This window comes from Micromonospora sp. NPDC005173, from assembly GCF_040608515.1.
Classification (GTDB): domain Bacteria; phylum Actinomycetota; class Actinomycetes; order Mycobacteriales; family Micromonosporaceae; genus Micromonospora.
In genome coordinates this window covers 15,096-41,448 of sequence record NZ_JBEXIK010000022.1, presented here as the reverse complement: position 1 = coordinate 41,448, position 26,353 = coordinate 15,096, and the positions used below count along the sequence as shown (strand labels likewise).

Below are 26,353 nucleotides of genomic sequence, written 5' to 3'. Positions count from 1 at the left end.
CGACGGCGCCGCGGGCCGGGCCACCGCCCGACCCGCGGCGCGCGCGGAGTCGGCCGCCGCTGACGCCCAGACGCTCGAAGCGGCGAAAGAAATGCAATCGGCTAGGTTCATGACCTGCGCCTCCGAGGTTCGGCGGGCGGCTGCACGGCGTCGCGTCGGCGCTACGGCGGCCGCCGGGACCGGTGACGACGGGGGTACGTGATGCAGGGCCGGGCGGCCGAGCGCGACCAGATCGACCGGATGCTGGACGCTGCCGTGGACGGCGCGAGCAGCACTCTGCTGATCCACGGCGAAGCCGGCATCGGCAAGACCGCGCTGCTCGACTACGCCGCCGCTCGCGCGTCCGGGATGCGGGTGCTGCGGATCGATGGCCTGGAGTCGGAGACCGAGCTGGCCTTCGCCGGCCTGCACCAGTTGTTCCTGCCGGTCATGGACCTCGTCGACCAGCTGCCCGGCCCCCAGGCCAGGGCACTGCGGGCGGTCTTCGGGCTCACCGACGACACGGTGCGGGACCGCTTCATCATCGGCCTGGCCGGGCTCACCATGCTGGCGGAGGCCGCCGGTGAGGGGACGCTGCTCTGCCTGGTGGACGACGTGCAGTGGCTCGACCGGGCATCGGTGGACGCGTTGACGTTCGCCGCCCGCCGGTTGCAGGTCGAGGGCGTCGTGCTGATCTTCGCTGCCCGGGACACCGCCGGCGTGGCCGGGGTCGTCGGGCTTCCCACGCTGCACCTCGCGGGGCTCGACCAGGAGGCCGCCGCGGCACTGGTCGTGGACCTGCCGCCGTACGTCCGGGAGAGGATCCTGGACGAGGCGCAGGGCAACCCGCTCGCGCTGCGGGAACTCTCCGCCGCACTGACTCCGACACAGCGCGCCGGTCAGCTCAGCCCGTTGACGTTGTCCGCGCCCTCGAACCGGGTCCTGGACGCCTTCCAGGATCAGATCCGCCGGCTCCCCGAGGCCACCCGGGCGCTGCTGCTGATGGCAGCCGCGGACGACACCGGAACACTCGACCTGATCCTGCGGGCCGCGGGCGCGACGGTCGGTGACCTGGAGCCTGCCGAGCGCGCCGATCTCATCGTGCTGACCGGCGGTGTGCTGCGCTTCCGGCATCCGCTGATCCGGTACGCGGCGTACCAGGGCAGCCCGTTCGCCGGCCGGGTCGCCGCGCACCAGGCGATGGCAGCGGTACTCGTCGCACCCGAGCACGCGCATCGGCGCGCCTGGCAGTTGGCCGCCGCGGCGACCGGGCCGGACGACCGGGTCGCCGACGAGTTGGAGCGGGTCGCGGTCTGGGCCGGCGGCCGGCAGGCGCTCGCGTCGGCTTCCGCGGCGTACGAGCGGGCAGCCCAGCTCACGGCCGAGCCGGAGGACCGGGCGCGCCGGTTCATCGCCGCCGCGCAGGCCGCCGCCGACGCGGGCCAGGACGAGCGGGGCGGTCGGCTCGCGGCGATGGTCGAGGTGGCGTCGCAGGACCCCGGCCTGGCCGCGGACCTCGCGCGGGTCTGGGCGGTGGTAGAGCTCGGGTACGGCAGCCCGGACGTCGCCGGCCGCATACTGCTCGACTGCGCCAACCAGATCGGTCCCCGCCGGCCGGACAAACTTCCCGCGCTGCTGGTGGACGCCCTGCACGCCGCGTTCTCCTCCGGGAACGCCGACCTGATCGCGGCGGTAGCGGCCCAGGCCCCCGCGGAGCCGGTGCTGGCCGTGCCCGGCCGCCTGTTCGCCGGCGATGTGCCCGGGGCGCTGCGCGCGCTCCGACCACTCGTGGCGGCGCGCGGTCGCACCGACCCCGGGTTCATGGACCGCCTGATGACCGGGATCTACTGCCACCTGACCGCCGATGACGAGGCCGCGTACGAGATCGCGGCCGAGGCCGTCGACCACTGCCGGGACAGCGGCATGGGTGGGTGGCTGCCCACCGCGCTGCACCTGCTCGCCCGGGTGGAGATGACCCTCGGGCAGCACGACGCCGCGTCCATGCACGCAGCCGAGGGACTCCGGCTGGCCGAGGGGTACGACCTGACGCACCGGGCCGCCCACCTGCGCGCCGTCCTGGCGACCCTGGCGGCGGTACGCGGGGAGGAGGAGCAGGCCCGTCGGCTGGCGCGGGACGCGATGTCGTACACCCAGCCACGTGGAATCGGCCGGGCAACGGCGGACGCACTGTGGGCGCTGGGCCTGCTCGACCTCGGCCTCGGCCGCGCGGACGCTGCACTGCAGCGGTTCGAGGCGGCGCGGGCGGCATCCGGTCATCCGCTGTTCGGCGCCTTCCTGCTGCCCGATCTCGTCGAAGCGGCGGTGCGAGCCGGGCGACCCGAGCGGGCCGCCGAACCGGAGCGTCTCCTCGACGAGTGGGCCGAGACGACCGGTCGCCCGGCGCTCGCCGCGCTGGCCCACCGCTGTCGTGCCCTGACCGCATCGGACGGCGAGGCGGAGCAGCATTTTGGGTCGGCCGTCCGGCTGCACCGGGGCGGCAGCGCTGTCGACCAGGCCCGGACCGGGCTGCTCTACGGGGAGTGGCTGCGCCGCGCACGCCGGAAACTCGAAGCGCGCGGCCACCTGCGGGACGCACTCGACACCTTCACGGCGCTCGGCGCCGAGCCGTGGGCCCACCGGGCCAGGGCGGAACTGCGGGCCAGCGGCGACGCGGCGGAACCGTCCCTGGGCGGACCGCTCAGCCGGCTGAGCCCTCAGGAACGCGAGGTCGTCCGGTTGGCCGCGACGGGCGCGACCAACCGGGAGATCGCCGCGCAGTTGTTCCTGAGCCCACGAACCGTCGGGCACCACCTGTACCGGGCGTTCCCCAAGCTCGGTGTCACCTCCCGCACCGACCTCGCCACGGTGCTCGCCTCATGACTCCGGGGCCGAGTAGAGCAGCCGGATCTGGGCGGTGCGGTAACCGGCCCGCGCGAACGCCGCGGCCATCGGCACGTTCGTCGTGTCGGTGGTGGCGGTGATCAGCTCGGCCCCCTGCTCGGCGTGGAACCGGGTGATCTCGGCGAGGACGTCGTCGATGTAGCGGTGCCCGCGCAGCTCGGGCACCACGCCGAGGTACCCGACATTGCGGTTGTACGGTGTCGCGGACGGGATCGCCAGCCCGGCGAGCGTCCCATCGGCGGTGTGTGCCAGCCGCCACCACGCCCGCTCGCCCGGGCAGTCCAGGTAGAAGTCCATCTCCTCCCGGGCGGTGAGCTCCGGGCCCTTGACCGCAAGGTTCCGGCGGGTCTCGGTGTCCAGGCTGCCCACCGCGATCCGACGGAACACGTCCAGGAACTCCTCGTCGGAGCCCGTCGAGAAGACGAGCCTGCCGCTGGCCGAGGGCACCCCGACCTCCGGCGTCCACTCCAGCCGCAGCCGCTCCACCTCGTCGGTCAGCCCGACCGCCAGCGCCGCTCTGCGCCGCCAGGCCACCGCCGCGGAGACGGACTCATCGGCGCGCCAGTCGTTGGGCAGCGTCAGGTTGTACAGCGGCGGCTTCGGCGCACCCTGCTGCGCGAAGGCCCCCAGCCCCGCGCCGAGGAGGTCGGCCGCGACGGCCGCACGGTCGTCGACAGACGCCTCGACGTGCAGGCAGTCCAGGGCGACCGGGTGCGCGCTGGACGCCTGCCCCCACCACAGCGCGCGGCCCACCACCCGCTGGTCGACCTCGGCGATCCAGGTCCACTCCGGCCGGTACATCCCCTGGCCCAACTCGTCCAGGTAGCGGTCGGCGTCGATCGCGCTGACCGCGTCGTCGATGGAGAAGCCGGTGACCCGGTCGAGATCGGCCCCGGTGGTGGCGCGGAACAACATCGGCCCTCTTTCAGTGCTTGACATAGGTGGAAATGGTCGCGCCGGTGTTGAACACCCGGGTGTCGGCCAGCGCGAAGCCCGTCACGGCGAAGGGCGCCCGGAACAGGGGAATGCCGGAGCCGAGGACCACGGGGTAACGCTTGATGATCAGCTCGTCGATCTCATCGACCAGTTGGCCGGCGAGCGTCGCGCCGCCGCAGAGCCAGATGCCCATCCCGTCCAGGTGCTTGAGCTCGCGGACGAACTCCACCGGATCGCCGGCGACGATCTCCACCGCCGCATCACGCTGCTCCAGCGTCCGGGAGAACACGTACTGCCGCAGGTGGCCGTACGGGCTCGTGACGCCGATGGCCAGGGCCGGTTCGTAGGTCGCGCGGCCCATCAGGACGGTGTCGAACCTGTTGTTCGCCGCTGTGGCGATCCCCAGCGGCTCCCGCGCGTGGGTTGGCATGGTCTCGGGGTAGTCGGCCAGGATGGCGGCCGCCAGATCTCCCTCGAACGCGAAGAAGTCGAACTCCCCGTCCGGCCCGGCGATGAAACCGTCCAGGCTGGTGGCGATGTAGTAGGTCAGTTTTCGCACGTCAGAAGCTGCTTCCCAAAGATGATGTTGACTGCTGGAACGTTAGTCTGGTCAGCCGCGCCCGGCATCGGTAGCAGCGACGTAACGTGACCGGCGGCAACCGACGCAACGGGGGAGTCTGATCGTGAGACCGGGCGAGGTGGCGTGCACGGCCGACCCGGATGTGCTGCCGACGGCCACCGGCCGACTCGGCGTCGGCACCGCGTTCGGCACCTTCGGTGAGCTGTTGCAGGGCGTGCTACCCGATGCCGACCGGGATTTCCTGGTGACGTTCCCGATGGCGCAGTGGGCGACCGCCACCTTCTGGCCGTCCAGCGAGCTGGCCCGGGTCCGGGTCTTCCCGCAACACAAGCGGAAGTCGGCCCGGCTGGCCGCCACGATGATGGAGCTGTTCGGCCTTCCCGGCGGTGGGGTGCTGGAGCTGGGCGGCGGGTTGGCCGAGGGGAAGGGCTACGCCAGTTCGTCGGCGGACCTGGTGGCCACCGCCCGAGCGGTCGGCGACGCGTTCGGCAGGACGTTGAGCGAGCGCACCATTGAGTCGCTGCTGCGCCGGATCGAGCCCTCCGACGGTGTGATGTACGACGGGATCGTCGCCTTTCACCACCGGGAGGTGCGGCTGCGGGAACGGATCGGCGTGCTGCCCCCGCTCACCGTGGTGGCGCACGACGAGGGCGGCGCGGTGGACACCGTCCGCTTCAACCGCATCCCCAAGCCGTTCGACGAGGCCGACAAGCGGGAGTACGCGCGGCTGCTCGCCGCGCTCACCGCGGCCGTACGCGCAGGCGACCTTCCTGCCGTTGGCGAGGTGACCACCCGCAGCGCCGTGCTGAACGGCAAACTGCGCCCGCGCCGGCACTTCGACGTGCTGCACCGGCTCTGCCGCGAGGTGGACGGCTACGGCCTGGTCATCGCGCACAGCGGCACCGCCCTCGGCGTCCTGCTCGACCGGGACGACCCGGAACGCGCCGCGAAGATCGACCACGTGCGCGCGGCGTGCGTCGCGTTGCCCGGCACGGTGACCGTGCACCGGTCGCTCGGCACCGGTGAACTCGCCGGGTAGAGCTGACACACCAGGCCGGCCCGGGACCCCGTCCACGGGGTACGAGGGCGGTGTCGCAAACCGGACAAGACGGTAAAGCCCCTGGTAGAGCACTGTTGGGGCAGGTGGAGAGGCGAACGGATGGCGGGCCACATCCCAGTCCTCCGGCCCGGTGGGACAGCATCGTCCACGCCGGCGCCGCCCTCACCCAGCCCGGCCCCGTCGCCGCGGCGGACACGGCGCAGCCGCCGGCCCGACCCACGCGTACGGCCCACCCGTGGCTGCCGTCCACGCCGCTCCGGGCGCCCGCAGCGGTGACACCGCCCATCGGGACAAGGACGTCATCACCCGCCGGCAGCCGCGCGCCGCCGCCCACCGGCTGCGCCACCGCGCCCGTGCCCCCGCCGGCCTCTTCGCACTGAGGACCCCGCCCGGTCCGGCGTCGCTCATCCGCACTCCGGCCGGCGACCGAACCAGAGAGAAGGCCCGACATGGCCGCTCCCACCGCGATCGCAGCCCTGAACGCACCCGTGTACGCACCGGGCGAGCAGATGCTGCTGACCGTCACCTACTCCGACGCCGACACCAAACCGCTGACCGTCACCATCGTGGTCACCGACGCGCAGGGCAACAGCAGCGCCCCCGTCAAGGTCACCGCAGTCATCGACCCGCTCTCCCTGACCGTCACCGACAACTCCGGGCGCGCTTGGACCCGGGTTTCCGACAACGGCGCGGTGGCCGTGTACCGGGCGGTGGCGTGATGCCCCGGGTCACCGTTCAGGTCCGTGACGCCGCCGGGAACACCGCGACCGCCACCGCCGACTACGCCCTGAGCCAGCCGGTGCTCGGCGGCTACTACCTCTCCGGAGGCGCCGACCCGACCGCCGACATCGCCGGCGGCAACTTCCGCTCGCTCACCCAGTACCGCAGCTTCGCCGACGGCTACATCTTCCCCGGCTACAACCGGCCCTGGCTGATCAATCTGGGCAAGGCCGGGGTGCAGATGAACATGGTCCTCGAGTTGAAGCACTACGGCGCCCCGAACAACGGGCCGCAGAGCTTCACCGTCGATGGCACCAACTACACCGTCCCGGCGCCGTCGATGACCATCCAGCAGCGCCCCGGCACCGCCTGGCCGAGGGCGTACGGGTACAGCCAGGTGATCAACGGCCAGTGCGACGGGTTGTTCCACCGCGCCCTGGCGCAGTACCGCACGCTCGGGTTCGCGGTGAACATCCAGCTCGCCTCGGAGCTGGACACCGACCACGAGTTCGGCACCACCGAGGACGGCAAGGCGTACACCTGGGCCGAGTCGGACGCGCGGGCGGTGCAGGCGATGAACTACATCCTCACCTGGTTCAAGGCGCGGACGCTGCCCGCCGGCACGACGTTCTCCATTGGTCTCGGCGGCTTCGACCGGGCCTGCTTCCAGCGCACCCACCCGGAGTCGCTGATGTCCCGGCTGGACTTCCTTCAATGGAATGCCTACGCCACCAACGCCAACGACACCGCGCTGTCCCGGTTTCGCCGCACGAAGGACTGGGCGGTGGCGGACCTCGGCCCGGTGGCGCTGTCCCGGGCCGTGATCATCGCGGAGTGGGGGGTGCGGTCGGCCGAGATCCCGAACCAACCCGCCTGGATCGCCACCGTCCCGGCGGCCATAGCCAAGCTCAACGCCGAGCGTGGGCCACGGATCGCCCGGACCAACTACTTCAACTCCGGGTGGGGCACCCTGTCGCCGAAAGCGGCCGGGTTGGCGGCGCTCCGGACCGCGTACGCCACCCGGCCGTACGTCTGACCGGGCCGCCGGCCCGGCGGCTCAGCCCCGGTCGAGTCGTTCGGCGTACGCGTCGCGCAGCTCGGGCCAGCCGAAGTCCTTGGCCTCGGCACCCCGGATCGGGCCGACCGGGTCGCCGTCGAGCAGCCGGTCGGCCACGTCGAGGCAGAGGTGCCAGCCGGCCGCGACCATCGGCAGCATGCCCGGGTCGGCGACCGTGTGCCGCAGGGTGAGTCGGGTGCCGGCGGCCAGCGGGCTCAGCTCCCAGCGCAGCAGGTCGTCGCCCCAGGTGTACTCCAGCAGGTGCGGCGGCTCGGCCCGGCGTACCGTCGCCGTGGTCGGCGTGGTGGTCTCGCCGTCGATCAGGGTGAGCACGGCGGAACCGGGGGAGCCGAGGTCCCGGTCGGCGAGGAAAGGTGCCCACTCGGCGAGCCGGGCCGGATCGGTCAGCGCCGCCCAGACGGTGGCCGGCGGATGCCGAAGGTCGCGGACGAAGACCAGGGTGGCGCCGCCGTCGGCGGGCTCGGCGCGCACCTCGGCGGGTGGGCTGGGGCGGAACGCGTCGCGGTCCATTCACTGCTCCTGACTGTCGAGGTGCCGTTCCAGGGCGTCCAGATGCCGGTTCCACAGCCGGCGGTACGGGTCCAGCCACCCGTCGACCGCCCGCAGCGGGCCCGGGTCGAGGCGGTAGATCCGCTGCCGGGCGGCGATCCGGCAGGAGACGAAGCCGGCCTCGCGGAGCACCCGCAGGTGTTTGGAGACGGCCGGCTGGCTGACCCCCAGGCTGTCCACCAGCTGGCCGACGCTGTGCTCGGCGTCGCGGAGCTGGTCGAGGATCCGGCGCCGGGTGGGCTCGGCGAGGATCGTGAACGCGTCGAGGGTCACGGACCGAATATGCCTCTCACAGCATATGACTGTCAAGGCATATGAGTGGGTGCTTGCCGTCCCGGAGCGGCACCGAAGCCCGGTCCCTATGCTCGGATCATGGAACTGCGGATCTTCACCGAACCTCAGCAGGGGCGCCAGCTACGACCAGGTGCTCGCCGTGGCCCGCTGCGCCGAGGACGCCGGTTACGGTGCGTTCTTCCGGTCCGACCACTACCTCATGATGGGGGCGGTGACCGGCGAACCGGGCCCCACCGACGCGTGGACCACGCTGGCCGGGCTCGCTCGGGACACCAGCCGGATCAGGCTCGGCACCCTGATGACCGCCGCCACCTTCCGCCTGCCCGGCCCGCTGGCGATCACCGTGGCGCAGGTCGACCAGATGAGCGGCGGCCGGGTGGAGCTGGGCATCGGCACCGGCTGGTACGCCGACGAGCACACCGCGTACGGCATCCCGTTCCCGCCCCTCGGCGAGCGGTTCGACCGGCTGGAGGAGCAGCTCGAGGTCATCACCGGGCTCTGGGCCACCCCGGCGGGGGAGCGGTTCGACCACGCCGGCCGGTACTACCCGATCAGTGACTCGCCCGCCCTGCCCAAGCCGGTGCAGCAGCCCCGCCCGCCAATCCTGCTCGGCGGGATGGGCCCGAGGCGCACCCCGCGGCTGGCCGCCCGCTACGCCGACGAGTTCAACCTGCCGTTCGCCTCACCGGCGGACACGACGGCCCAGTTCGACCGGGTCCGGGCGGCCTGCACCGAGATCGGCCGGGACCCGGCCGGGCTGGTCTGGTCCAACGCCCTGGTGCTCTGCTGCGGGCGCGACGATGCCGAGGTGGCCCGCCGGGCCGCCGCCATCGGCCGCGAACCGGACGAACTGCGGGCCAACGGCCTGGCCGGTACGCCCGCCGAGGTCCTCGACACCGTCGGCCGGTACGCGGACATCGGCAGCCAGCGGATCTACCTCCAGGTCCTGGACCTCGCCGATCTGGAACACCTCGAGCTGGTCGCCAGCGAGGTGATGGCGAAGCTCTGAGCCCGGCGGCCGGGCACGCTCGCGGAACGCGGTCTCACGCCTCCCGGTGCGTCCCGCCGCCCGTCCCGACCAGGCCCGGGTCGCGCAGCACGGTGTCCAGCCGGCCGTCGTGATCACTGTCCACATAGGTGACGTCTGTTGTCCCGTCACCATTGAGGTCGACCTGCACGATGTCGGCGACGCCGTCACCGTCGAGGTCGGTGACCACCTCCACCGAGCCGTCCAGGTGCCGGGTCACGATCGACTGCGCCCCGGCGCCGGGGGCACGCGGCGGCGGTCCGGGTGCCGGCACCGGCGTCGGGGCCGGCGCGGGTGCCGGCGTGGGTCGGGGACCGGGCGTTGGCGCCGGATGGCCCGGCAACGCGCCGACCGTGGGCGCGCTGGCCGGCTCGACCCCACTGCCGGTCGGGTCCAACTCCTCTTCGGAAGGGAAGACGTCGCCCCGCGGGGCCGGATCACGGTAAGTGCTCATGGGCGTAGGGTTCCCCGACGATGGCGAGAACAACCGTGCCCGATCGTCCGGTATCCGTGGAGCCCGGTCTGTCAGAGGATGCTGGGACCGACGCCACGGTCATGAACGGGGGTCCGAGCGTGGAACTGCGCCGGAGTCGGGGAGCCCGGGTGCTCGCCCTGGCCTGCGTACTTGGTGGGGTGGTGTTGCTGGCCCTGCCCCACGAAGGCGCCCTGCTACGGACGATCGTCGCGGTGGGGGCCGTCGTGCTCGGCGTCGTGGCGCTGGGCAGCGCGCTGCGGCCGTTCCGGTTCGGGATCGGCGCGGACGGGCTGACCATCCGGCGGCCGGGCCTGCGCCGGACGATCCGGTGGGCCGAGGTCGACGCGCTGGTCCTCGACGAGCCGCCCCGGCGGGACGGCCGTCCGGAGCCGCCGCGACTGCTGCTGGTGCCCGCGCCGGGTGTGACGCTGGGGCCACCGGTGACCGCCCGCCATCCGCTCGACGGCCGGCCCGCTGTCGAGCTGCTCGTCCTCGATCAGGTCCGGGAGCAGCCGGAGCAGGTGTCCGCCGCGCTCAGCCAGTACGCCGGCGACCGGTTCGTGGATCTGCCCGCGCTGCGCCGCGCCGCCTTCGCCGACCCGGACCTCACCGCGAGCCTGCGCGGCTACCGGATGGACCAGGTCGACCAGTTGATCCGGCGCGGCCAGGACGCCCTGGTGTCCGGGGACGTGCCGACCCGGCAGGAGGCCCGGGCGGAGATCGAACGGGTCTCCGCGGCCGGCCTGCCGGTCGCCCAGCGGGGTTACGCCCGGCTCCAGGTCGATGCGGCGCTGGACGCCCTCGTCGCCGCGTTGGCCGACCACCCGTCCACCGATCGGGAGACCGCCACGTGACCGCGCCGGAACAGGTTGGCCCGCCGGCTACCGCTGCCGGCGTCCCACGCCGCAACTGGGCCGGCAACGTGCGCTACGCCGCACGGGCCTTCCACCGACCCACCTCCACCGACGAGCTGCGCCGGCTGGTCGCCGGCAGCGCCCGGATCCGGGCGGTGGGCACCGGGCACTCCTTCAACCGGTTCGGCGACACCGAAGGGGACCTGGTCACCCTGGCCGGGCTGCCCCCGGTGATCGACGTGGACGCCGAGCGCGCGCGGGTCACCGTCACCGGATCCCTGCGCTACGGCGACGTCGCCCGACAGTTGCACGCCCAGGGGTACGCCCTGGCCAACCTCGCCTCACTGCCACACATCTCGGTGGCCGGCGCGGTGGCCACAGCCACCCACGGCTCCGGCCAGACTCACGGCAACCTGGCCACCTCGGTCGCCGCCCTGGAGCTGGTCACCGCCGACGGCGACCTGCTGCACGTCGACCGCGACACCGACGGCGACACGTTCGGCGGCATGGTGGTCGGGCTCGGCGCGCTCGGCCTGGTCACCCGGGTCACCCTGGACGTGGTGCCGTCCTTCGAGGTGCGCCAGTACGTGCGGCTCGACCTGCCCCGGGAAGCGCTGGACGAGGCGCTCGGCTCGGCGTACAGCGTGAGCGCGTTCACCGACTGGCGGGGGCCGCGACTGCGCGAGGTGTGGCGCAAGCAGTTGGCGGACCAACCGCCGCCCCCGGCGGACTGGCTCGGCACCACGGCCGCCGACCAGCCGCGGCACCCGGTGCTCGGGATGCCGCCGGAGAACTGCACCCCGCAGCTCGGCGTGCCGGGCCCGTGGCACGAGCGGCTGCCGCACTTCAAGCTCGGCTTCACCCCGAGCAACGGCGACGAACTCCAGTCCGAGTACCACGTGCCGCGCGCGGCGGCGGCCGACGCGCTCGCCGCCCTGGACGACGTGGCGCACCTGATCGCCCCGGTACTGCAGGTCTGCGAGCTGCGTACGGTCGCGGCGGACGAGCTGTGGCTCAGCCCGAACCACCAGCGGGACAGCTTCGTTCTGCACTTCACCTGGATCGCCGACACCGCCGCGGTGCTACCGGTGCTGGCTGCCATGGAGGAGCGGTTGGACCCGTTCGCCTTCCGCCCACACTGGGGCAAGGTCTTCGTCACCGACCCGACCGCGCTGGCCGCCCGCTACCCCCGCCACACCGACTTCACCACCCTCCTGACCTACCTGGACCCATCCAGCAAATTCCGCACCACCCTCCTGGACCACTACTTCCCCCACTGACCCCTCCCCTCTCCCGCCCCCGCCGCACCCCGGTGATCATGAAGTTAGCGGTGTCGATGTCGGCGTGTCGTGACGCTAACTTCATGATCACCGGGGCGTTGGGCGGGGTGGGTGGGTGGGTTAGCGGGGTGGTGCGGTGGGGGTGGGTTGGTTGGTGCGGAGGCTGCCTCGTTGGACGGCTCGGCTGATGTCGCTGGGCGAGATGATTCCGGCGAGTTGGCCGTTGTCGGTCACCACCAGGGCGCGGCCGTCGGCGCACTCACTGAGCCGGGGGAGCAGGTCGTTGAGCTGTTCACCGGGCTGGGCGAGGACCAGTTGGTCGGCCCGGCAGGCCACCTCGGCCAGCGTGGTCGACGCCCGTCGGTCGGCCGGTACGCCCCGCACCCGATCCAGGGTCACCAGGCCGGTCGGCCGGCCCTCCGCGGTCAGCGGCAGCGCCGAATGCCGGTACGCGAACAGGTAGTGGTCCACGAAGTCGGCGACCGTCATGTCCGCCGAGGCGGTCTGCGGCTGCGGAGTCATCACGTCGCCGACCCGGATCCCGCGTAGCGCGCTGCCGGCGCGGGCCTGCCGTTCCTCCACTCCGGCGGCTCCGATCAGGAACCAGCCGATCAGCGCCAGCCAGAGCCCGCCGAAGCCGACTCCGGACAGGAACTGCCAGAGCCCGAGGCCGATCAACAGCGCGCCGAGGACCCAGCCGGCCCGGGCGGCGACCACCGACGCCCGGGTCCGGTCACCGGTCGCCTTCCACACCGCGGCGCGCAGCAACCGACCGCCGTCCAGCGGCGCGGCCGGCAGCACGTTGAAGACCGCCAGCAGCACGTTGATGCCGGCCAGCCAGGCCATCACCCCGAGCAGCAGCCCACCCTGCCCGGCCAGCGCCAGCACTACCGCGATGGCGCCGAAGAACGCCCCGATCAGCAGGCTGACCAGCGGGCCGATCCCGGAGATCCGCAGCTCCGCGCCCGGGTCGCGGGGCTCGCCCTTCAGCTCGGCCACCCCGCCGAACAGCCAGAGCGTGATGCCGTCGACCGTCAGCCCGTTGCGCTTGGCCACCACGGCGTGCGACACCTCGTGGGCGAGCAGGCCGACGAAGAAGACCACCGCCGCAGCCAGCCCGGCCAGGGTGTACGCCACCGGGGAGCGGTCGGGGTACGAGCGGGGGAACTGGTTGGCGGCCAGCCCCCAGGCGATCAGGGCGAAGATGACCAGAACACTCCAGTTGACACCGACCGGTACCCCCGCGATCCGGCCAAGCCGGAAGCTCGCCTTCATCCCTCCCCGTTACCCCCGGTCGGTCCGCTCATGCCACGGTTCAGCGACGCGGGGTCTCGCTGGCGATGGTCGCCTCGCGGGGCAGCGCCGCCGCACGCAGCGCCCAGTCCAACGCGTAGTCGGCGATTTCCTCCCAGCCGTCCTGCCCGACGGTGAAGTGTGAGCGTCCGGGGAACTCCTCGTATGCGGTGAGCGCCCGGGACTTCTGGTAGAGCCCGGCGTTCGAGCGGACCACCGACGGCGGCACCACGTGGTCGAGCTCCCCGGCCATCAGCAGCAGCGGCGCGCGGTCGTTGCGGCCGTTGTCCACCTTCGTCGGCGACGTCGGGTCGAGGTTGGCGAAGGCACCCTCGAAGAGCACCCGCCCGGCGCCCGGGACGGCGTAGCGCCGCCAGGCCCGATCGGAGTCGGCGCGGGTCATCGTGTTACCGAAGGCGTAGTGGAAGTCCTCCGGTGTGAACGGGACGGCCCGGTGCCGGTTTGCGGGGTTGCGCAGGATCGAGAACGTGGAGCGCAGCGTGCTCAGCGGCAACTTCAGCACCCCCTTGACCTGCGCGGGGTGTACCCCCACGGCTGCCGCGCCGAGGCCCCGGTCAACCAGAAGCTGCGTGATCAGGCCACCGAACGAGTGCCCCATGATGATCGGCGGTTGGGGCAGCCCTCGGATGATCTGGTCGTAGTGCGCGACGATCGTCGCGACGCTCTGCTGAGCGATCGGGGTGGGATCGTCGCGCAACTGCTCGACCTCCCGGTCCATTCCGGGCCAGGCGGGCGCGAGCACTCGCAGACCCCGGGCGGCATACCGTTGCGCCCACCCCTCCCAGCTGCGCGGGGTCATCCAGAGCCCGTGGATCAGCACGACCGTGTCGGCCCGGCCCTGCGGCGTGGAACCCATCGCGTCCTCCCGGTGTCGCGGCGTCCCGGCCCGGCGGGTACCCGCTGCCGCGCGCGGAAATCCTCCGCTGGCAGGACGGCTGCGGTGTTCGCCCCAATGGACGTCACGCTCCGTGTACCCAGGCCGTGACCGCCGGGACGGCCCCTGACAAATGTCACGGCCGGAACGTGACGACCGCTCCGGGTACCGGCCCCCGCGCCGCCGGAGCATCAATGCCATGACCAGTACGCATCCGGCCGTCGAGCTGAACGGCCTCACCAAGACCTTCGGCGCGGTCACCGCGGTCGACGGGCTGAGCCTGCGGGTGCAGCCCGGCGAGGTGGTGGCGTTCCTCGGCCCCAACGGCGCGGGCAAGACCACCACCATCGACATGCTGCTCGGCCTGGCCCGCCCGGACACGGGCACGGTCCGCATCCTCGGCGGCACCCCGGACGACGCGGTGGCCCGGGGCCGGGTCGCCGCCGTGCTCCAGACCGGTGGCCTGCTCAAGGACCTCACCGTCGGCGAGACGGTCCGGATGACCGCCCACTTCTACCGGCACACCCGCCCGGCCGCGGAGGTGCTGGAGCGGGCCGGCATCGCCGACCTCGCCGACCGGGCGGTCGGGCGCTGCTCCGGCGGCCAGCAGCAGCGGCTGCGTTTCGCGCTGGCCCTGCTGCCCGACCCGGACCTGATGGTGCTCGACGAGCCGACCACCGGGATGGACGTGGAGGGTCGGCGGGACTTCTGGCAGGCGCTGCGCCGCGACGCGCGGGCCGGACGGACCGTCATCTTCGCCACCCACTACCTGGACGAGGCGGACGCGTACGCCGACCGGATCGTGCTGGTGCGGCAGGGGCGCGTCGTTGCCGACGGCACCACCGCGGAGATCAAGAACCTGGCCGCCGGCCGTACGGTCCGGGCCACCCTGCCCGGCGCCGACCAGGCCGCGCTCGCCGCACTGCCCGACGTGGACGCCGTCGAGGTACGCGGCGACAGCGTGCTGGTGCGCACCGGCGACTCGGACGCGATCGCCCGACACCTGCTCACCCGGACCGCCGCCCGGGACGTGGAGATCACCTCCCGCAACCTTGAGGACGCCTTCCTCGCCCTGACCAGCGAGCACACCGGAGTCTGAGATGACCACCCTGCCGGCCACCCCCGCCGCCACCCGTACCGACCGGCCCGACCAGCCGGACCGCCGGCTGCCCGCCCTGGGCGGCTTCGCCCCGGCCGTCCTGGGCATCGAGCTGCGCCGGGTGCTGCGCAACCGCCGCACCCTCGCCTTCACGCTGATCATGCCGGGCGCCTTCTTCCTCATCTTCGGTCTGCCCCAGGGCGGGCAGACGCTGGACAACGGCCGCCCGGTGACGGCGTACGTCATGATCAGCCTGGCGGTGTACGCGGCCATGGTGGCGACCACCAGCGCCGGCGGCGCGGTGGCCACCGAGCGGGCGTTGGGTTGGAGCCGGCAGTTGCGGCTCACCCCGCTGCGTCCGACCGCGTACGTGGCCACCAAGCTGATCACCGCGATGGCCCTCGGCCTGCTGGCGGTCGTCGTCGAGTTCCTGGTCGGCGCCGCCGCCGGCGTCCGCATCCCGGCGCACGTCTGGCTGCTCGCCGGGCTCGCCGCCTGGCTCGGCTCGCTGGTCTTCGCCGCATTCGGGCTCTTCATCGGCTACCTGGTGCCGGCCGAGAACGTCATGCAGTTCATCGGCCCGATCCTGGCGGTGCTGGCCATGTTCGGCGGGCTCTTCGTCCCGGTCGAGGTGCTGCCGGACGTGCTCCAGCAGGTCGCCAGGTTCACCCCGGTGTACGGCATGGGCGAGCTGTCCCGCGCCCCGCTGACCGGGGACGGGGTGAGCATGGCCGGGGTGGCCAACATCGCCTTCTGGGCACTGGTCTTCGGCATCGGCGCGGCCCGGCTGTTCCGCCGGGACACCGCTCGGGTCTGACCACTCCGACCGTTAGCGTGGACGCGATGGACCTCTCGATGGGTCAGCCCCGGCCGGTGAGCCGCCACTGGCGGTTCACCGGCTGGCTGCTGGCCGCAGTGTGGCTGTTCTTCCTCAACGTGCCGCTCGCCACCGCGCTGCACCAGCCACATCTGTGGCGACGGGTGCTCGGCGTGGCCGCCCTGGTTGCCTTCGGCGTCGGCTACGTGCTGCTGTTCCAGTGGGCCCGCCAGCTACGCCAGGCGCTGCGGCCGATCCCGGTACGCCGGGCGCGGGCCGGGTTGTTGCTGCTGCTCGCGGTGGGCCTGGTCAGCATCCCGGGCACCGACGGGGACTGGCTGGCCACCCTGGTGTACGTGGCCGCCGCGGCGGTGTTCCTGCTGCCGTCACGGGAGGCGTTGGCGTCCGTGGTGGTCTGCGCGGTGACCCCGTTGGTGGCGTCCTCGCTGGTGCCGGGTTGGGAGGCGGAGAGCACCATCGTGTTCGCGGTGCTGCTCGCCTCGTTCGCCATGTTCGGGGTGTCCCGGCTGGCCCAGCGCAACGGTGAACTCCAGGCCGCCCAGCAGGAGATCGGCCGGCTCGCGGTCGCCGAGGAGCGGGCCCGTGCCGCCCGCGACCTGCACGACATCCTGGGGCACTCGCTGACCGTGGTGGCGATCAAGGCCGAACTGGCCGGCCGGCTGATCGAGGTGGACCGGGAGCGGGCCGCCATCGAGATCGCCGAGGTGGAGGCGCTGGCCCGGGCGGCGTTGTCCGACGTACGGCAGACCGTCGGGGCGTACCGCGAGGTGACCCTCGTCGGTGAGTTGGCCGGCGCCCGTTCGGCGCTGGCCGCGGCGGGCATCGCGGCGGAGTTGCCGGCCGAGGTGCCGGCGTTGCCGGACGAGTGGGACCGGTTGTTCGGCTGGGCGGTACGGGAAGGGGTGACGAACGTGGTCCGGCACAGCGGGGCGCGATGCTGCACGATCCGGGTGTACCCGGATCGGGTCGAGGTGAGTGACGACGGCCGGGGTCCGTCCACTCCCGACGCCGACGCTGCCGGACACGGCCTGGTCGGTCTGCGCGAGCGGGCGCGGCAGCTGGACGCCGCGGTGACGGTGGGTCGCCGTCCGGACGGTACGGGCTTCCTGCTGCGGGTGCACGCGCCAGGGGAGGCCCGGTGACCGGCCCCGCTGGCGAGCAGTCCGTGCCGATCCGGCTGCTGCTCGCCGACGATCAGGCACTGGTCCGTGGCGCGTTGGCCGCGCTGCTCTCGCTGGAGCCCGACCTGACCGTGGTGGCCGAGGTCGGCCGGGGCGACGAGGTGGTGCCCGAGGCCCGCCGGACCGTGCCCGACGTGGCCCTGCTGGACGTGGAGATGCCCGGCCTGGACGGGATTGCGGCGGCCGCCGCGCTGCGGGCCGCTCTGCCGGCCTGCCGGGTGCTGGTGGTGACCACCTTCGGCCGGCCCGGGTACCTGCGCCGGGCGATGGAGGCCGGCGCGAACGGCTTCGTGGTCAAGGACACCCCGGCCCGGCAACTCGCCGACGCGGTCCGCCGGGTGCACGCCGGCCTGCGGGTGGTCGACCCGACGCTGGCCGCGGAGACACTGGCCACCGGGGCCAGCCCGCTCACCGAGCGGGAGACCGCGGTGCTGCGGACGGCCCGGGGCGGCGGCACGGTCGCGGACCTGGCCGGGGCGCTGCACCTGTCCGAGGGGACGGTGCGCAACCACCTGTCGGCGGCGATCGGCAAGACCGGCGCCCGCAACCGGGCCGAGGCGGTCCGGATCGCCGAGCAGAACGGCTGGCTGCTCGGCGAGTGACGGCTGCCGTTCAGGCGGTCGGGGGCGGGGTGGGCAGTCGGTCGACCACCACCAGGCTGCTGCCGGGGCGGACCTCGGCGAGCAGTTCCCGCTGGCCGCTGGGGGTCACCCGGATGCAGCCGTTGGTGGTGTTCTCGCCCAGGTCGTCGTCGTTGTACCAGGTGTGCAGCCCGATGTGCGCGCCGCGCAGCCCGGTCGGCACCGACTCCGGGTCGTCGGGCACCGAGCCGAGGGCGTAGATGTCCACGCCGCCGTAGACGTCCTGCGGCGGCGGGGTGCGGCCCAGGATGAAGGTCCGACCGAGCGGGGTTTCCTGCCCACGCTGGCCGAGGCTGGTCTGCCAGGTGCGCATCGCCTTGCCGGCTCGGTACCAGGTGAGCCGGTGCGTCTTGCGCTCCACCACGATCTGGTCGCGCAGCGCCACGGTGTCGAACCCGCCGGGCGGCAGCCAGGCGAGCCGCCGGTTGGCCGAGGGCAGCAGGACGGCCGTCCAGCCGGCCCGCCGTTGGGCGATCGGCACGGTCAGCTCGACACCGGCGAGCGTCGGTTCGAGGAAGGCCAGCGGGCGCCCGCCGGGCGCGTTGTACGCGGCGATCCGCCGCGTCGGGTGTGCGCCCTCGGTCAGCGGCGTGGTGTCCATGGTGGCCGGATCGGCCGAGAATCCCCGGGGAGCGGGGTCGTAGTCGATCACCGGTAGCCCGGCCGGGGCGGGCGCGGCCGGCAGCACCTGCTCCTCGGGGCTCTGCTCGACGCTGCTCGGCGTCGGGTCGGGCGCGGCGGCGGCCGGTCGGTCGGGGGTGGCCGAACGGGGGGTGAGGGCCTGGCCGACCAGCAGCGCGGCGATGAGCAACGCGGCCACGGCGACGGCGGCGGCTACCCATGCGCCTCGGCGGCGGTACGGAGTCAATCGGTCAAACGGCACCAAACCACTCTACGGTGGAGGGCAGTCCGGGGCCCCCGGTTCGGCGATACCGGCCGGGGGCCCCGGCGGCTCAGACCCGCGCGCCGATGTGGATGGCCACGGCGTCGTGTGCCGGCACGTTGGCGGGGAACCAGCCGTTACCGTCCACCGTGATCACCGGGCCGCTGCACGTGCCGCCCGCGTACGTGCCGTGGATGACGTCGCAGTACCGGCCGGCGGGCAGCCCGGTGTAGTACGAGCGACCGTTCACCGCGGAGTCCTCGTCGTTGACCGTGATGAAGCCCTTGCCGCTGCGGCTGAACGCGATGTGGTTGTTGCCGTTGTCGTACCAGTTGGCCACGCCGGCGCCCTCGGTGGCGTTGCGGAAGCCGACCATGTTGGCGATCACCGGCCAGCGGTGCTCGCACTCCCAGCCGGAGTAGCAGGTGGTGTTCAGCGTCTTGTTGGCGCCGTCCGACGGCGGGCCGGCGTCCCGGTTGCTGAAGGTGTAGCTGGACATCACCGTCGGCGAGCCGTACGGCCAGGCCAGCATGAAGGCGTTCGCCAGGGCGTAGATCCCGCGATCCTTGTAGGTGAGCACCCCACCGGCGTCGCGCTGGGTGTCGTGGTTGTCCACGAACACCGAGGAGGGCCCGCTGGGCAGGTGCCCCCAGCCCGTGCCGAAGTTCTGTAGGTAGGCCAGCCGCTCGGAGCGGAAGACCCGGGCCAGGTCCTTGCCGTAGCGGAACTCGTGCACGTCACCGATGCCGGTGTACTCGGTCGGCTGGACCGGCTCGCCGGCGCCGTAGATGACCTCCTGCACGATGTACGCGGAGCGGGAGAGCTTGCCCTTGATGGCGGCGATGTCGGCGGCCGGCATGTGCTTGCTGGCATCCATCCGGAAGCCGTCCACGCCCAGCGAGAGCAGGTCGTTGAGGTACGAGGCGATCTTCGTGCGGACGTAGTCCGACTCGGTCTTCAGGTCCGAGAGGTTGACCAGCTCACAGTTCTGCACCTCGTACCGGTCGTTGTAGTTGGCGATGTCGTCGCCGCCGTTGCGCCCGCAGTGGTGGAAGTCCTGCGTCTGGTAGATGCCCGGGTAGTCGTAGTGGGAGTACGACGAGCCGGCCCAGCCGGTGCCGCCGTTGTCCTGGCCGGACATGTGGTTGACCACCGCGTCGACGATCACCTTGACCCCGGCCGCGTGGCAGGTGTTCACCATCGACTGGAACTGGGCGCGGGTGCCCTTGCGGGACTCGACCCGGTAGCTGACCGGCTGGTACGCCAGCCACCACTGGTTGCCCCGCACGTGCTCCTGCGGGGGTGACACCTGGACGTAGCCGTAGCCCTTGGGGCCCAGCGTGCTCTGGCACTCGCTGGCCACCGAGGGCCAGTTCCACTCGAAGAGCTGGACGATGACCTTCTTGCCGCCGGACGGGGCGGCGACGGCCGGGGGAGCCGTCACGGTGAGGGGGACGAGCAGGCTGGCGACCAGGCCGAGGGCGAGGATCGCCGAGCCGCGTCGACGTCGGTGCATCGGGACTCCTGACGGGGGCGGGGGTGGGTGGTGGCGCGGCGGGGGAGAGCCTGCTTGCCGGGTTCTTGCAAGTCAGGCTGAAATTTTCCGAAAGGTTACAAGCGTGTTGCAGTGACTGTCAATGCATGGACATCTGTCACTGTCCATTTCGGCCGATGGTGCGCTTACCCGCGCCGCCGCTACACGCGTCCCGGCGTCGGTTGGTTCGATCCGCCCGAGAAATTTCCACCCCGGGGTGATCCGCGAGCCTCGCCGTTCCGTACTGGATGGGGGAGCAGGGGTCGGCCGGTGGTACGCCGCCGCGAGACGATCGAGGAGCAGATGGCCCGGGCAAAGCAGAACCAGAAGGCGGCCACCGTCCGGACCGGCGCCAGCAGTCGGGGGGTACGCACCCGGTCGCGGTCGGCGACCGCCATGCTGATCGCGTCGCTGCTCGCCGCGCTCTGGGCGGCGATCATGCTGACCGGGGCTGGGCAGACGGCGTACGCGTACGGGTTCTTCTTCACGGAGTTCTTCGCCGGCGTCATCGCGCTGGTGGCGCTGAGCCTCACCGTGATGCTCGGCCTGCTCGCCACGGACCGGCTGGTGCTGCGCATCTCGCACCGGGTGCTGTTGCAGTCGGCGCACCGGGCCTTCGGTGTGCTGGGCGTGGCCGGGCTGGCCTTCCACGTGCTCACCAAGATCGCCACCGGTCGGGCGGCGCCGACCGACGCCCTGGTGCCCTTCGTGGGCGGCGGAGGGCTCTACGTCGGGCTCGGCACGGTGGCCGCCCTGCTGATGGTCAGCGTGATCTGGACCGGCATCATCCGGGCCCGCTTCGCCGGCATCGGTCCGAAGTGGCTGTGGCGCGCGCTGCACTCCACGGCGTACGTCGCCTGGCCGTTCGCTGTGCTGCACGGCCTCAACGCCGGCCGGGTCGCGAAGTCCTGGGTGGTGCTCAGCTACCTCGGCTGCATCCTGCTGGTCGTGCTGGCGCTGCTGGTCCGGCTCTCGGTCACCGTCGGCCGACGCAGCCGCGAGCAGCACCAGGCCGCGGTGCGGAACACGGCGATGGCTGGCCGGGCTGGCGAGGAGGGCCGCGGCCGATCGCTGCTGGCCGGGCTGGGCCGCCGCCGCGAGAGCGGCGAGGAGAAGCGTCCCGCCTGGGCGGAGGCCACCACCGCCTCGTGGACCGCGCCGGCCGGCGCGCGGCGGCGCGACCCCGAGCGGTTCACGGTGCCGGTGGTGCCCGAGCCGGGCTCGCTCACCGAGCCGGTCCGGCCCAGCCGGCGCCGGCGGGACGAGGAGCCGGCGGCCCGGCGGGACACCGAACGGGCTGCGCGCGGCCGGCGCGACGAGCGGGAGCCGTCGACCCGCCGGTCGGGCCGCCGAGGCGCGGAGGAGCCGGTCACCCGTCGGCGCGACGAGGAGGAGTTCGAGCCGGTGGCCCGGCGGCGCGGCGAGCGTACCCGGGACCGGGACGAGGCCCCGGCCAGGCGGCGGCGGGGTGGCGCGCCGGTCGACGAGCGGTCCGCCCGCCGGTCCCGGACCGACGACGACGGCAGCAGGTACTCGGCGCCGCCGCAGCGGCTGGTCGACGAGCCCGAGGAGCCGTGGGACAGCCCGCTCCGGTGGCAGGACGCCGAGCCGATCTCGGCCGGCCCGGTCTCCGCCGAGCCGATCTCCGCGGGCCCGATCTCGGCGGCGCCGCGCAGCGGCAGCGGCCGGCACAGCGTCGAGGACGAACTGCCGGAGGAGCCGGACTACTGGCGCCCGCCGGCCCGGTACGTGCCGGAGGAGGTGCCGCCGCCCGTCGACGACACCCCCACCCTGGTCGACCTGGCGTCGCGGCGGGCACGGCGGGCCGCCGGCGAGGGTCGGTCCAAGCGCCGCAAGGCCAGCGCCGACGCCGTGGACGGGGCGTACTGGGCCGGGTTGCGGGGTGAGGCGAAGTGATGCGTACGACCGTGCCCCCGGTGGCCTGCGTGGGTGAGCCACGGCTGACCGCCGGCTTCGCGGAGTTCGGCCGGCTGGACCTGGCCGCCCACGAGGAGGTGCACGGGCCGATCGGCCCGATGGAACCGGCCCAGCTTCTCCGGCTCGCCGAGGGCATGCAGCTCAAGGGCAAGGGCGGGGCGGGTTTCCCGTTCGCCCGCAAGCTGCGCGCGGTGCTGGAGTCCTGCGAGCGGCAGGACCTCGCTGCCGTCGTGGTGGTCAACGCCAGCGAGGGGGAGCCGGCCAGTTGGAAGGACAAGGTGCTGCTGACCCGCGCCCCGCACCTGATCCTGGACGGCGCGGCGCTGGCCGCGTACGCGCTGGACGCCGAGGAGATCGTGATCGGCGTGGCCGACGACGGGGTGGGCCGGGACTCGCTGATGGAGGCGCTGGCGGAGCGGCGGATGCCGGTGCCGGCCACCATCGTCACCGTGCCGCACCGGTTCATCTCCGGCGAGGGCGGCGCGCTGGTCAACGGGATCAACGGGCTGCCGCACATCCCGCCCGGCACCAAGAAGCGCTCCAGCGACTCCGGCGTCGGCGGCCTGCCCACCCTGCTCTCCAACGCCGAGACGTACGCCCAGCTCGCCGTCGCCGCCCGGCTCGGCCCGTACGAGTACGCGGCGCTCGGCACCGACGACGAGCCGGGCACCGTGCTGCTCACCGTGACCGGCGCGGCGGCCCGGCCCGCGGTCGTGGAGTGCGCGGCCGGCACCCCGCTGCGCGAGATCCTCGACCTGTGTGAGGTCCCGGACGGCCCGGGCATCCTGATGGGCGGCTACCACGGCAAGTGGATCACCCCGGAGGCGGCGGACCGGGCGGAGGTCTCCCGTAAGGGCCTGGCCGCGGTCGGCGGCACCCTCGGCGCGGGCATCATCGTTCCGCTCGGCGTCGACACCTGCCCGCTCGGCGAGGCCGCCCAGGTGGTGCGCTACCTGGCTGGCGAGTCCGCCGGACAGTGCGGACCGTGCAAGATGGGCCTGCCGGACCTGGCCCGCGCGGTGGACCTGGCGGTCGCCGGGAGCCAACCCGCGGACGTGGTGCGGGCCGCCGCCGGCGAGGTGAAGGGCCGGGGAGCGTGCAGCCACCCGGACGGCACCGCCCGGTTCGCCCTCTCCGCGATCGAGGTCTTTGCCGACGATCTGCGGCTGCACAGCACCGGCGACGGCTGCGGCCGGCGGGTCAAGGGCGTGATGGGGCTGCCGGGCGCACCCGACTCCAACCCGCAGAAGCTCACCCTGGACTGGTCCCGCTGCGACGGGCACGGGCTCTGCGCGCACGTGGTGCCGGACTTCATCCGGCTCGACGGCAACGGATATCCCGCCTTCCCGACCACCCCGGTGCCGACCTGGCTGCGGGAGGGCGCGCTGAAGGCCGTCAAGGTCTGCCCGGAGCTCGCCCTCCGGCTCGCCAAGGCCGAGTAGGGCACCTGCACGCCTCGTGCAGCCGGGTCCCTTCCGGACAACTGTCGAATGGAGATGCGGATGGGCATGGGGCGAACAACGGCTGGGCGGGTACCCCGGGCCGCCGCTGCCGGGGCGCTCGTCGTCGCCCTGCTCGGCACGGCATCCTGCACCGGCACGGTGCCGTCCGGAGCGGCAGCCGCCGGATCCGTGCCGGCCTCGACCACGTCTCCGGGCGCGCCGGCAAGTGCCCCGGCCATCGCGCCGACCGCCGCTCCGGCGCGGGTGCCGGACACCCTGCGCTTCACCGGGACCACCCTCGCCGGCACCGCGTTCGACGCCGCGCAGCTGGCCGGCCGGCCCGTCGTGCTGTGGTTCTGGGCGCCGTGGTGCGCCACCTGCGCCAGTCAGGCCTGGACGGTGGCCGAGATCGCGCCCCGGTACCGGGACACCGTGCCGATCGTCGGCGTCGCCGGGCTCGGCGAGCGGCGGGCCATGCAGGAGTTCGTCACCGAGTTCGACCTCGCCGGGACGCCGCAGATCGAGGACCGTGCCGGTGCGCTCTGGCGCCGGTTCAAGGTGACCGAGCAGAGCATCTTCGTGATCATCGACCGGGACGGCAAGATCGTCCACCAGGGCTTCCTGGACGGCGAGGCACTCACCGCCCGGGTCGCCGCGCTGGCCGGGGCGTGACCGCCCCGCTGCTGCTCGCGCTGACCGCCGGCATGCTCGGCGCGGTCAACCCGTGCGGCTTCGCGTTGCTGCCCGCGTACCTCTCGCTGCTGGTCGCCGGGGCCACCGACACCCGCGGCGCGGTCGGTCGCGCGCTGACCGCCGCGGTGGGGTTGACCCTGGGGTACGTACTGGTCTTCGGCGCCGTCGGCCTGGCCCTCGCGCCGCTGGCCGGCTGGCTGCGGCCACGGTTGCCGTGGCTGACCGTGGTGCTGGGGCTGCTGCTGGTGGTGGCCGGGTGCTGGCTGCTCGCCGGCCGGCGACTGCCTGCCCCCGGCTGGTCCGCCCGGGCGCCCCGGCTGACCCGGTCCTGGCCGTCGATGGCGCTGTTCGGCGCGGCGTATGCCCTGGCCTCGCTCGGCTGCGCCATCGCACCGTTCCTGGCCATCGTGGTGACCAGCCTCCAGTCCGGTTCGACCGGGCGCGGGCTGGCCCTGTTCGGCGCGTACGCCCTCGGGATGGGGCTGGTGGTCGCGGTCGCCGCGCTCGGCGTGGCGCTGCTGCGCGACGGGCTGGTGGCCCGGCTGCGGGTTGCCGGCGCGCTGGTGCCCCGGCTCAGCGGCCTGGTGCTGCTGGTCGCCGGCGGCTACGTCGCCTGGTACGGCTGGTACGAACTGCGGCTGGCCGCCGGCCACCGCAACGCACTACAAGACCCGGTGATCCAGACGGCGTCCCGGGTCCAGCACGCCCTCGCGGACACCCTCGACACCACCGGCCCCGCCGTCCTGGCCACCGCCCTCGCGGTCCTCCTGCTGGCGGCAGCCCTGACTCGCCGCGCCCGCCTCCGCGATCGTGCAGTTGCTACCCCGGCAGAAGCCGCGGAGCGCTCCATGCCGGAGACCGAAACTGCACGATCGGCGGGACGTTGACGGTTGGGGTCAGCGGGGGGTCAGCCGGTCGGTGCCCATCCGGTCGCGGAGGACCTCGGGGATCAGCACGGAGCCGTCGGCCTGCTGGTACTGCTCCAGAATGGCCGGGAAGAGCCGGCTGGTGGCCAGCGCCGAACCGTTGAGGGTGTGCACGAAGCGGGTCTGCTTGCCGCCCGGCTCCCGGTAGCGGATGGCCGCCCGGCGGGCCTGGTAGTCGCCGGCCCAGGAGACCGACGAGACCTCCTTGTACTTGCCGGTGCTCGGCATCCACACCTCGATGTCGAGGGTCTTCTTCATCGACGCGCTGGCGTCACCGGCGGAGAGCAGCGTGCGCTGGTAGTGCAGGCCCAGCCCCTCGACCAGGCTCTCGGCGTGGGCGAGCATTTCCTCCAACGCCGTGTCGGCCTGCTCCGGCAGCGTGAACTGGAAGATCTCCACCTTGTTGAACTGGTGCCCGCGCACCGTGCCACGCTCGTCGGAGTGCGAGCCGGCCGACTCCCGCCGATAGCACGGGGTGTAGGCGAACGCCTTCAGCGGCAGCTTCGAGGTCTCCAGGATCTCGTCCTGGTACGCGCCGAGGATCGCCGTCTCCGACGTGGGCAGCAGGAATTGCCCGCGCGGGGCGGACTCCCTGTCCAGGTGGTAGACGTCGTCGTAGAACTTCGGGAACTGCCCGGCGGCGAAGCCGGCCGAGTCCAGCAGCAGGTGCGGCGGGAGCAGGAACTCGTACCCGGCCTTGATGTGCTGGTCGATGAAGTAGTTGAGCAGCGCCCACTCCAGCCGCGCGCCGACTCCGGTGTAGATCCAGAAGCCGGAGCCACCGAGCTTGACGCCGCGCTCGTAGTCGACCAGGCCCAGCGCGCGGGACAGCTCGACGTGGTCGCGGACCTTCTCGATGGCCGGCGGCTCACCGAAGGTCTTGACGACCCGGTTGGCCTCCTTGCCGCCGGGGAGGACGTCATCGCTGGGCAGGTTGGGCAGCTCGCTCATCGCGTCACGCAGCCGGGCCTGCACCTCGTCCAACTGGGACTCCAGCTCGGCGAGCTGCTTGCGCTCGGCCTCCGGCGCGGTGGCCTGCGGTTCGGTGCCGGCGCGCTTCGCCTGCGCGTACGCCCGGGCCTCCGCCTTGCGGCGCTGCCGCTCGGCGTCGATCTCCGTGATCAGGGCGCGCCGCTCCTGGTCGAGCCGCTGAATCTCGTCCAGGGTCCGTTCGACCTCGGCGGGATCCAGTCGCTTCGCCAGCGCGGTCGCCACCGCCTCGCGATCCTTCCGGATCAACTCCATGTCGAGCATGCT

Annotated in this window: 24 protein-coding genes and 1 pseudogene; 15 read left to right on the top strand and 10 right to left on the bottom strand. The window is 73.1% G+C overall.

The window, feature by feature from the left end:
- Nucleotides 1-201: 201 nt before the first annotated feature.
- The gene (locus ABZV00_RS23045; RefSeq protein ID WP_355609559.1) at nucleotides 202-2,859 is read left to right on the top strand and encodes an AAA family ATPase; all 2,658 of its coding nucleotides are present in this window, start codon (nucleotides 202-204) and stop codon (nucleotides 2,857-2,859) included.
- Here ABZV00_RS23045 and ABZV00_RS23040 read toward each other — a convergent pair.
- Both ABZV00_RS23040 and ABZV00_RS23035 read right to left on the bottom strand, forming a co-directional pair.
- Nucleotides 2,854-3,795 carry a GNAT family N-acetyltransferase gene (locus tag ABZV00_RS23040; RefSeq protein ID WP_355609557.1) on the bottom strand — a complete coding sequence of 314 codons (942 nt, stop codon included), beginning with the start codon at nucleotides 3,793-3,795 and terminating at the stop codon, nucleotides 2,854-2,856. The genes ABZV00_RS23045 and ABZV00_RS23040 overlap by 6 nt on opposite strands.
- Before the next feature lie 10 nt (nucleotides 3,796-3,805).
- Nucleotides 3,806-4,375 (bottom strand): dihydrofolate reductase family protein, encoded by a 570-nt coding sequence (locus ABZV00_RS23035; protein ID WP_355609555.1) that lies wholly within the window; start codon nucleotides 4,373-4,375, stop codon nucleotides 3,806-3,808.
- A gap of 124 nt (nucleotides 4,376-4,499) precedes the next feature.
- Here ABZV00_RS23035 and ABZV00_RS23030 point away from each other — a divergent pair, with 124 nt between their 5' ends.
- The 3 genes from ABZV00_RS23030 (at nucleotide 4,500) to ABZV00_RS23020 (ending at nucleotide 7,212) form a co-directional block, all read left to right on the top strand.
- A complete protein-coding gene (locus tag ABZV00_RS23030; protein ID WP_355609552.1) occupies nucleotides 4,500-5,435 on the top strand; it encodes a kinase in 936 nt (311 codons plus the stop codon).
- A gap of 470 nt (nucleotides 5,436-5,905) precedes the next feature.
- On the top strand, nucleotides 5,906-6,175 hold the full coding sequence (locus ABZV00_RS23025) for a hypothetical protein (RefSeq protein ID WP_355609549.1): 270 nt from the start codon (nucleotides 5,906-5,908) through the stop codon (nucleotides 6,173-6,175).
- The gene (locus ABZV00_RS23020) at nucleotides 6,175-7,212 is read left to right on the top strand and encodes a hypothetical protein (RefSeq protein ID WP_355609546.1); all 1,038 of its coding nucleotides are present in this window, start codon (nucleotides 6,175-6,177) and stop codon (nucleotides 7,210-7,212) included. Before ABZV00_RS23025 ends, ABZV00_RS23020 begins: the two co-directional genes overlap by 1 nt.
- A 21-nt stretch (nucleotides 7,213-7,233) precedes the next feature.
- Here ABZV00_RS23020 and ABZV00_RS23015 read toward each other — a convergent pair whose 3' ends face one another.
- The gene (locus ABZV00_RS23015) at nucleotides 7,234-7,764 is read right to left on the bottom strand and encodes an SRPBCC family protein (RefSeq protein WP_355609543.1); all 531 of its coding nucleotides are present in this window, start codon (nucleotides 7,762-7,764) and stop codon (nucleotides 7,234-7,236) included.
- On the bottom strand, nucleotides 7,765-8,076 hold the full coding sequence (locus tag ABZV00_RS23010; protein ID WP_328419150.1) for a metalloregulator ArsR/SmtB family transcription factor: 312 nt from the start codon (nucleotides 8,074-8,076) through the stop codon (nucleotides 7,765-7,767). It abuts the gene before it with no gap.
- Nucleotides 8,077-8,175: 99 nt separating this feature from the next.
- On the opposite strand from ABZV00_RS23010, the pseudogene ABZV00_RS23005 reads away from it, so the two are divergent.
- A pseudogene (locus tag ABZV00_RS23005) lies at nucleotides 8,176-9,106 on the top strand (LLM class F420-dependent oxidoreductase).
- Between the two features lie 34 nt (nucleotides 9,107-9,140).
- Here ABZV00_RS23005 and ABZV00_RS23000 read toward each other — a convergent pair.
- Nucleotides 9,141-9,578, bottom strand: a complete 438-nt coding sequence (locus tag ABZV00_RS23000; RefSeq protein ID WP_355609539.1) for a hypothetical protein — start codon at nucleotides 9,576-9,578, stop codon at nucleotides 9,141-9,143.
- 101 nt (nucleotides 9,579-9,679) lie between these two features.
- On the opposite strand from ABZV00_RS23000, the gene ABZV00_RS22995 reads away from it, so the two are divergent.
- Together ABZV00_RS22995 and ABZV00_RS22990 are read left to right on the top strand one after the other, a co-directional pair.
- On the top strand, nucleotides 9,680-10,453 hold the full coding sequence (locus ABZV00_RS22995) for a hypothetical protein (RefSeq protein WP_355609536.1): 774 nt from the start codon (nucleotides 9,680-9,682) through the stop codon (nucleotides 10,451-10,453).
- Nucleotides 10,450-11,733 carry an FAD-binding protein gene (locus ABZV00_RS22990; protein WP_355609533.1) on the top strand — a complete coding sequence of 428 codons (1,284 nt, stop codon included), beginning with the start codon at nucleotides 10,450-10,452 and terminating at the stop codon, nucleotides 11,731-11,733. Before ABZV00_RS22995 ends, ABZV00_RS22990 begins: the two co-directional genes overlap by 4 nt.
- Nucleotides 11,734-11,853: 120 nt before the next feature.
- Here the strand turns inward: ABZV00_RS22990 and ABZV00_RS22985 are convergent, their stop codons facing one another.
- Nucleotides 11,854-13,008 (bottom strand): site-2 protease family protein, encoded by a 1,155-nt coding sequence (locus ABZV00_RS22985; protein WP_355609531.1) that lies wholly within the window; start codon nucleotides 13,006-13,008, stop codon nucleotides 11,854-11,856.
- Between the two features lie 40 nt (nucleotides 13,009-13,048).
- Nucleotides 13,049-13,903 (bottom strand): alpha/beta fold hydrolase, encoded by an 855-nt coding sequence (locus ABZV00_RS22980; RefSeq protein ID WP_355609528.1) that lies wholly within the window; start codon nucleotides 13,901-13,903, stop codon nucleotides 13,049-13,051.
- 217 nt (nucleotides 13,904-14,120) lie between these two features.
- Between ABZV00_RS22980 and ABZV00_RS22975 the strand changes: the two genes are divergently transcribed.
- Genes ABZV00_RS22975 through ABZV00_RS22960 form a run of 4 tightly spaced genes read left to right on the top strand, consistent with a single transcriptional unit; the run spans nucleotide 14,121 to nucleotide 17,641 of the window.
- Nucleotides 14,121-15,020, top strand: coding sequence for an ABC transporter ATP-binding protein (locus ABZV00_RS22975; protein ID WP_355609525.1), 900 nt, complete (start codon nucleotides 14,121-14,123; stop codon nucleotides 15,018-15,020).
- Between the two features lies 1 nt (nucleotide 15,021).
- Nucleotides 15,022-15,837: an ABC transporter permease gene (locus ABZV00_RS22970; RefSeq protein WP_355609522.1), complete on the top strand. Its 816-nt coding sequence runs from the start codon at nucleotides 15,022-15,024 to the stop codon at nucleotides 15,835-15,837.
- Nucleotides 15,838-15,863: 26 nt separating this feature from the next.
- Nucleotides 15,864-17,000 (top strand): histidine kinase, encoded by a 1,137-nt coding sequence (locus ABZV00_RS22965; RefSeq protein ID WP_355609519.1) that lies wholly within the window; start codon nucleotides 15,864-15,866, stop codon nucleotides 16,998-17,000.
- Between the two features lie 23 nt (nucleotides 17,001-17,023).
- Nucleotides 17,024-17,641, top strand: a complete 618-nt coding sequence (locus ABZV00_RS22960; protein WP_355609634.1) for a response regulator transcription factor — start codon at nucleotides 17,024-17,026, stop codon at nucleotides 17,639-17,641.
- 10 nt (nucleotides 17,642-17,651) lie between these two features.
- On the opposite strand, the gene ABZV00_RS22955 is transcribed toward ABZV00_RS22960, so the two are convergent.
- Both ABZV00_RS22955 and ABZV00_RS22950 read right to left on the bottom strand, forming a co-directional pair.
- Nucleotides 17,652-18,563 (bottom strand): L,D-transpeptidase, encoded by a 912-nt coding sequence (locus ABZV00_RS22955; protein ID WP_355609517.1) that lies wholly within the window; start codon nucleotides 18,561-18,563, stop codon nucleotides 17,652-17,654.
- Nucleotides 18,564-18,633: 70 nt separating this feature from the next.
- The gene (locus ABZV00_RS22950) at nucleotides 18,634-20,079 is read right to left on the bottom strand and encodes an alpha-amylase family glycosyl hydrolase (protein ID WP_355609514.1); all 1,446 of its coding nucleotides are present in this window, start codon (nucleotides 20,077-20,079) and stop codon (nucleotides 18,634-18,636) included.
- A gap of 288 nt (nucleotides 20,080-20,367) precedes the next feature.
- On the opposite strand from ABZV00_RS22950, the gene ABZV00_RS22945 reads away from it, so the two are divergent.
- The 4 genes from ABZV00_RS22945 (at nucleotide 20,368) to ABZV00_RS22930 (ending at nucleotide 25,057) form a co-directional block, all read left to right on the top strand.
- The gene (locus tag ABZV00_RS22945) at nucleotides 20,368-22,014 is read left to right on the top strand and encodes a hypothetical protein (RefSeq protein ID WP_355609511.1); all 1,647 of its coding nucleotides are present in this window, start codon (nucleotides 20,368-20,370) and stop codon (nucleotides 22,012-22,014) included.
- The gene (locus tag ABZV00_RS22940; protein ID WP_355609508.1) at nucleotides 22,011-23,477 is read left to right on the top strand and encodes an NADH-ubiquinone oxidoreductase-F iron-sulfur binding region domain-containing protein; all 1,467 of its coding nucleotides are present in this window, start codon (nucleotides 22,011-22,013) and stop codon (nucleotides 23,475-23,477) included. The genes ABZV00_RS22945 and ABZV00_RS22940 overlap by 4 nt, the downstream gene beginning before the upstream one ends.
- A 66-nt stretch (nucleotides 23,478-23,543) precedes the next feature.
- Entirely contained in the window at nucleotides 23,544-24,149 is a 606-nt protein-coding gene (locus ABZV00_RS22935) for a redoxin family protein (protein ID WP_355609505.1), read from the top strand.
- A complete protein-coding gene (locus ABZV00_RS22930; protein ID WP_355609502.1) occupies nucleotides 24,146-25,057 on the top strand; it encodes a cytochrome c biogenesis protein CcdA in 912 nt (303 codons plus the stop codon). Before ABZV00_RS22935 ends, ABZV00_RS22930 begins: the two co-directional genes overlap by 4 nt.
- Before the next feature lie 9 nt (nucleotides 25,058-25,066).
- Here the strand turns inward: ABZV00_RS22930 and serS are convergent, their stop codons facing one another.
- The gene (serS, locus tag ABZV00_RS22925) at nucleotides 25,067-26,350 is read right to left on the bottom strand and encodes a serine--tRNA ligase (protein WP_355609499.1); all 1,284 of its coding nucleotides are present in this window, start codon (nucleotides 26,348-26,350) and stop codon (nucleotides 25,067-25,069) included.
- Between the last annotated feature and the right edge of the window lie 3 nt (nucleotides 26,351-26,353).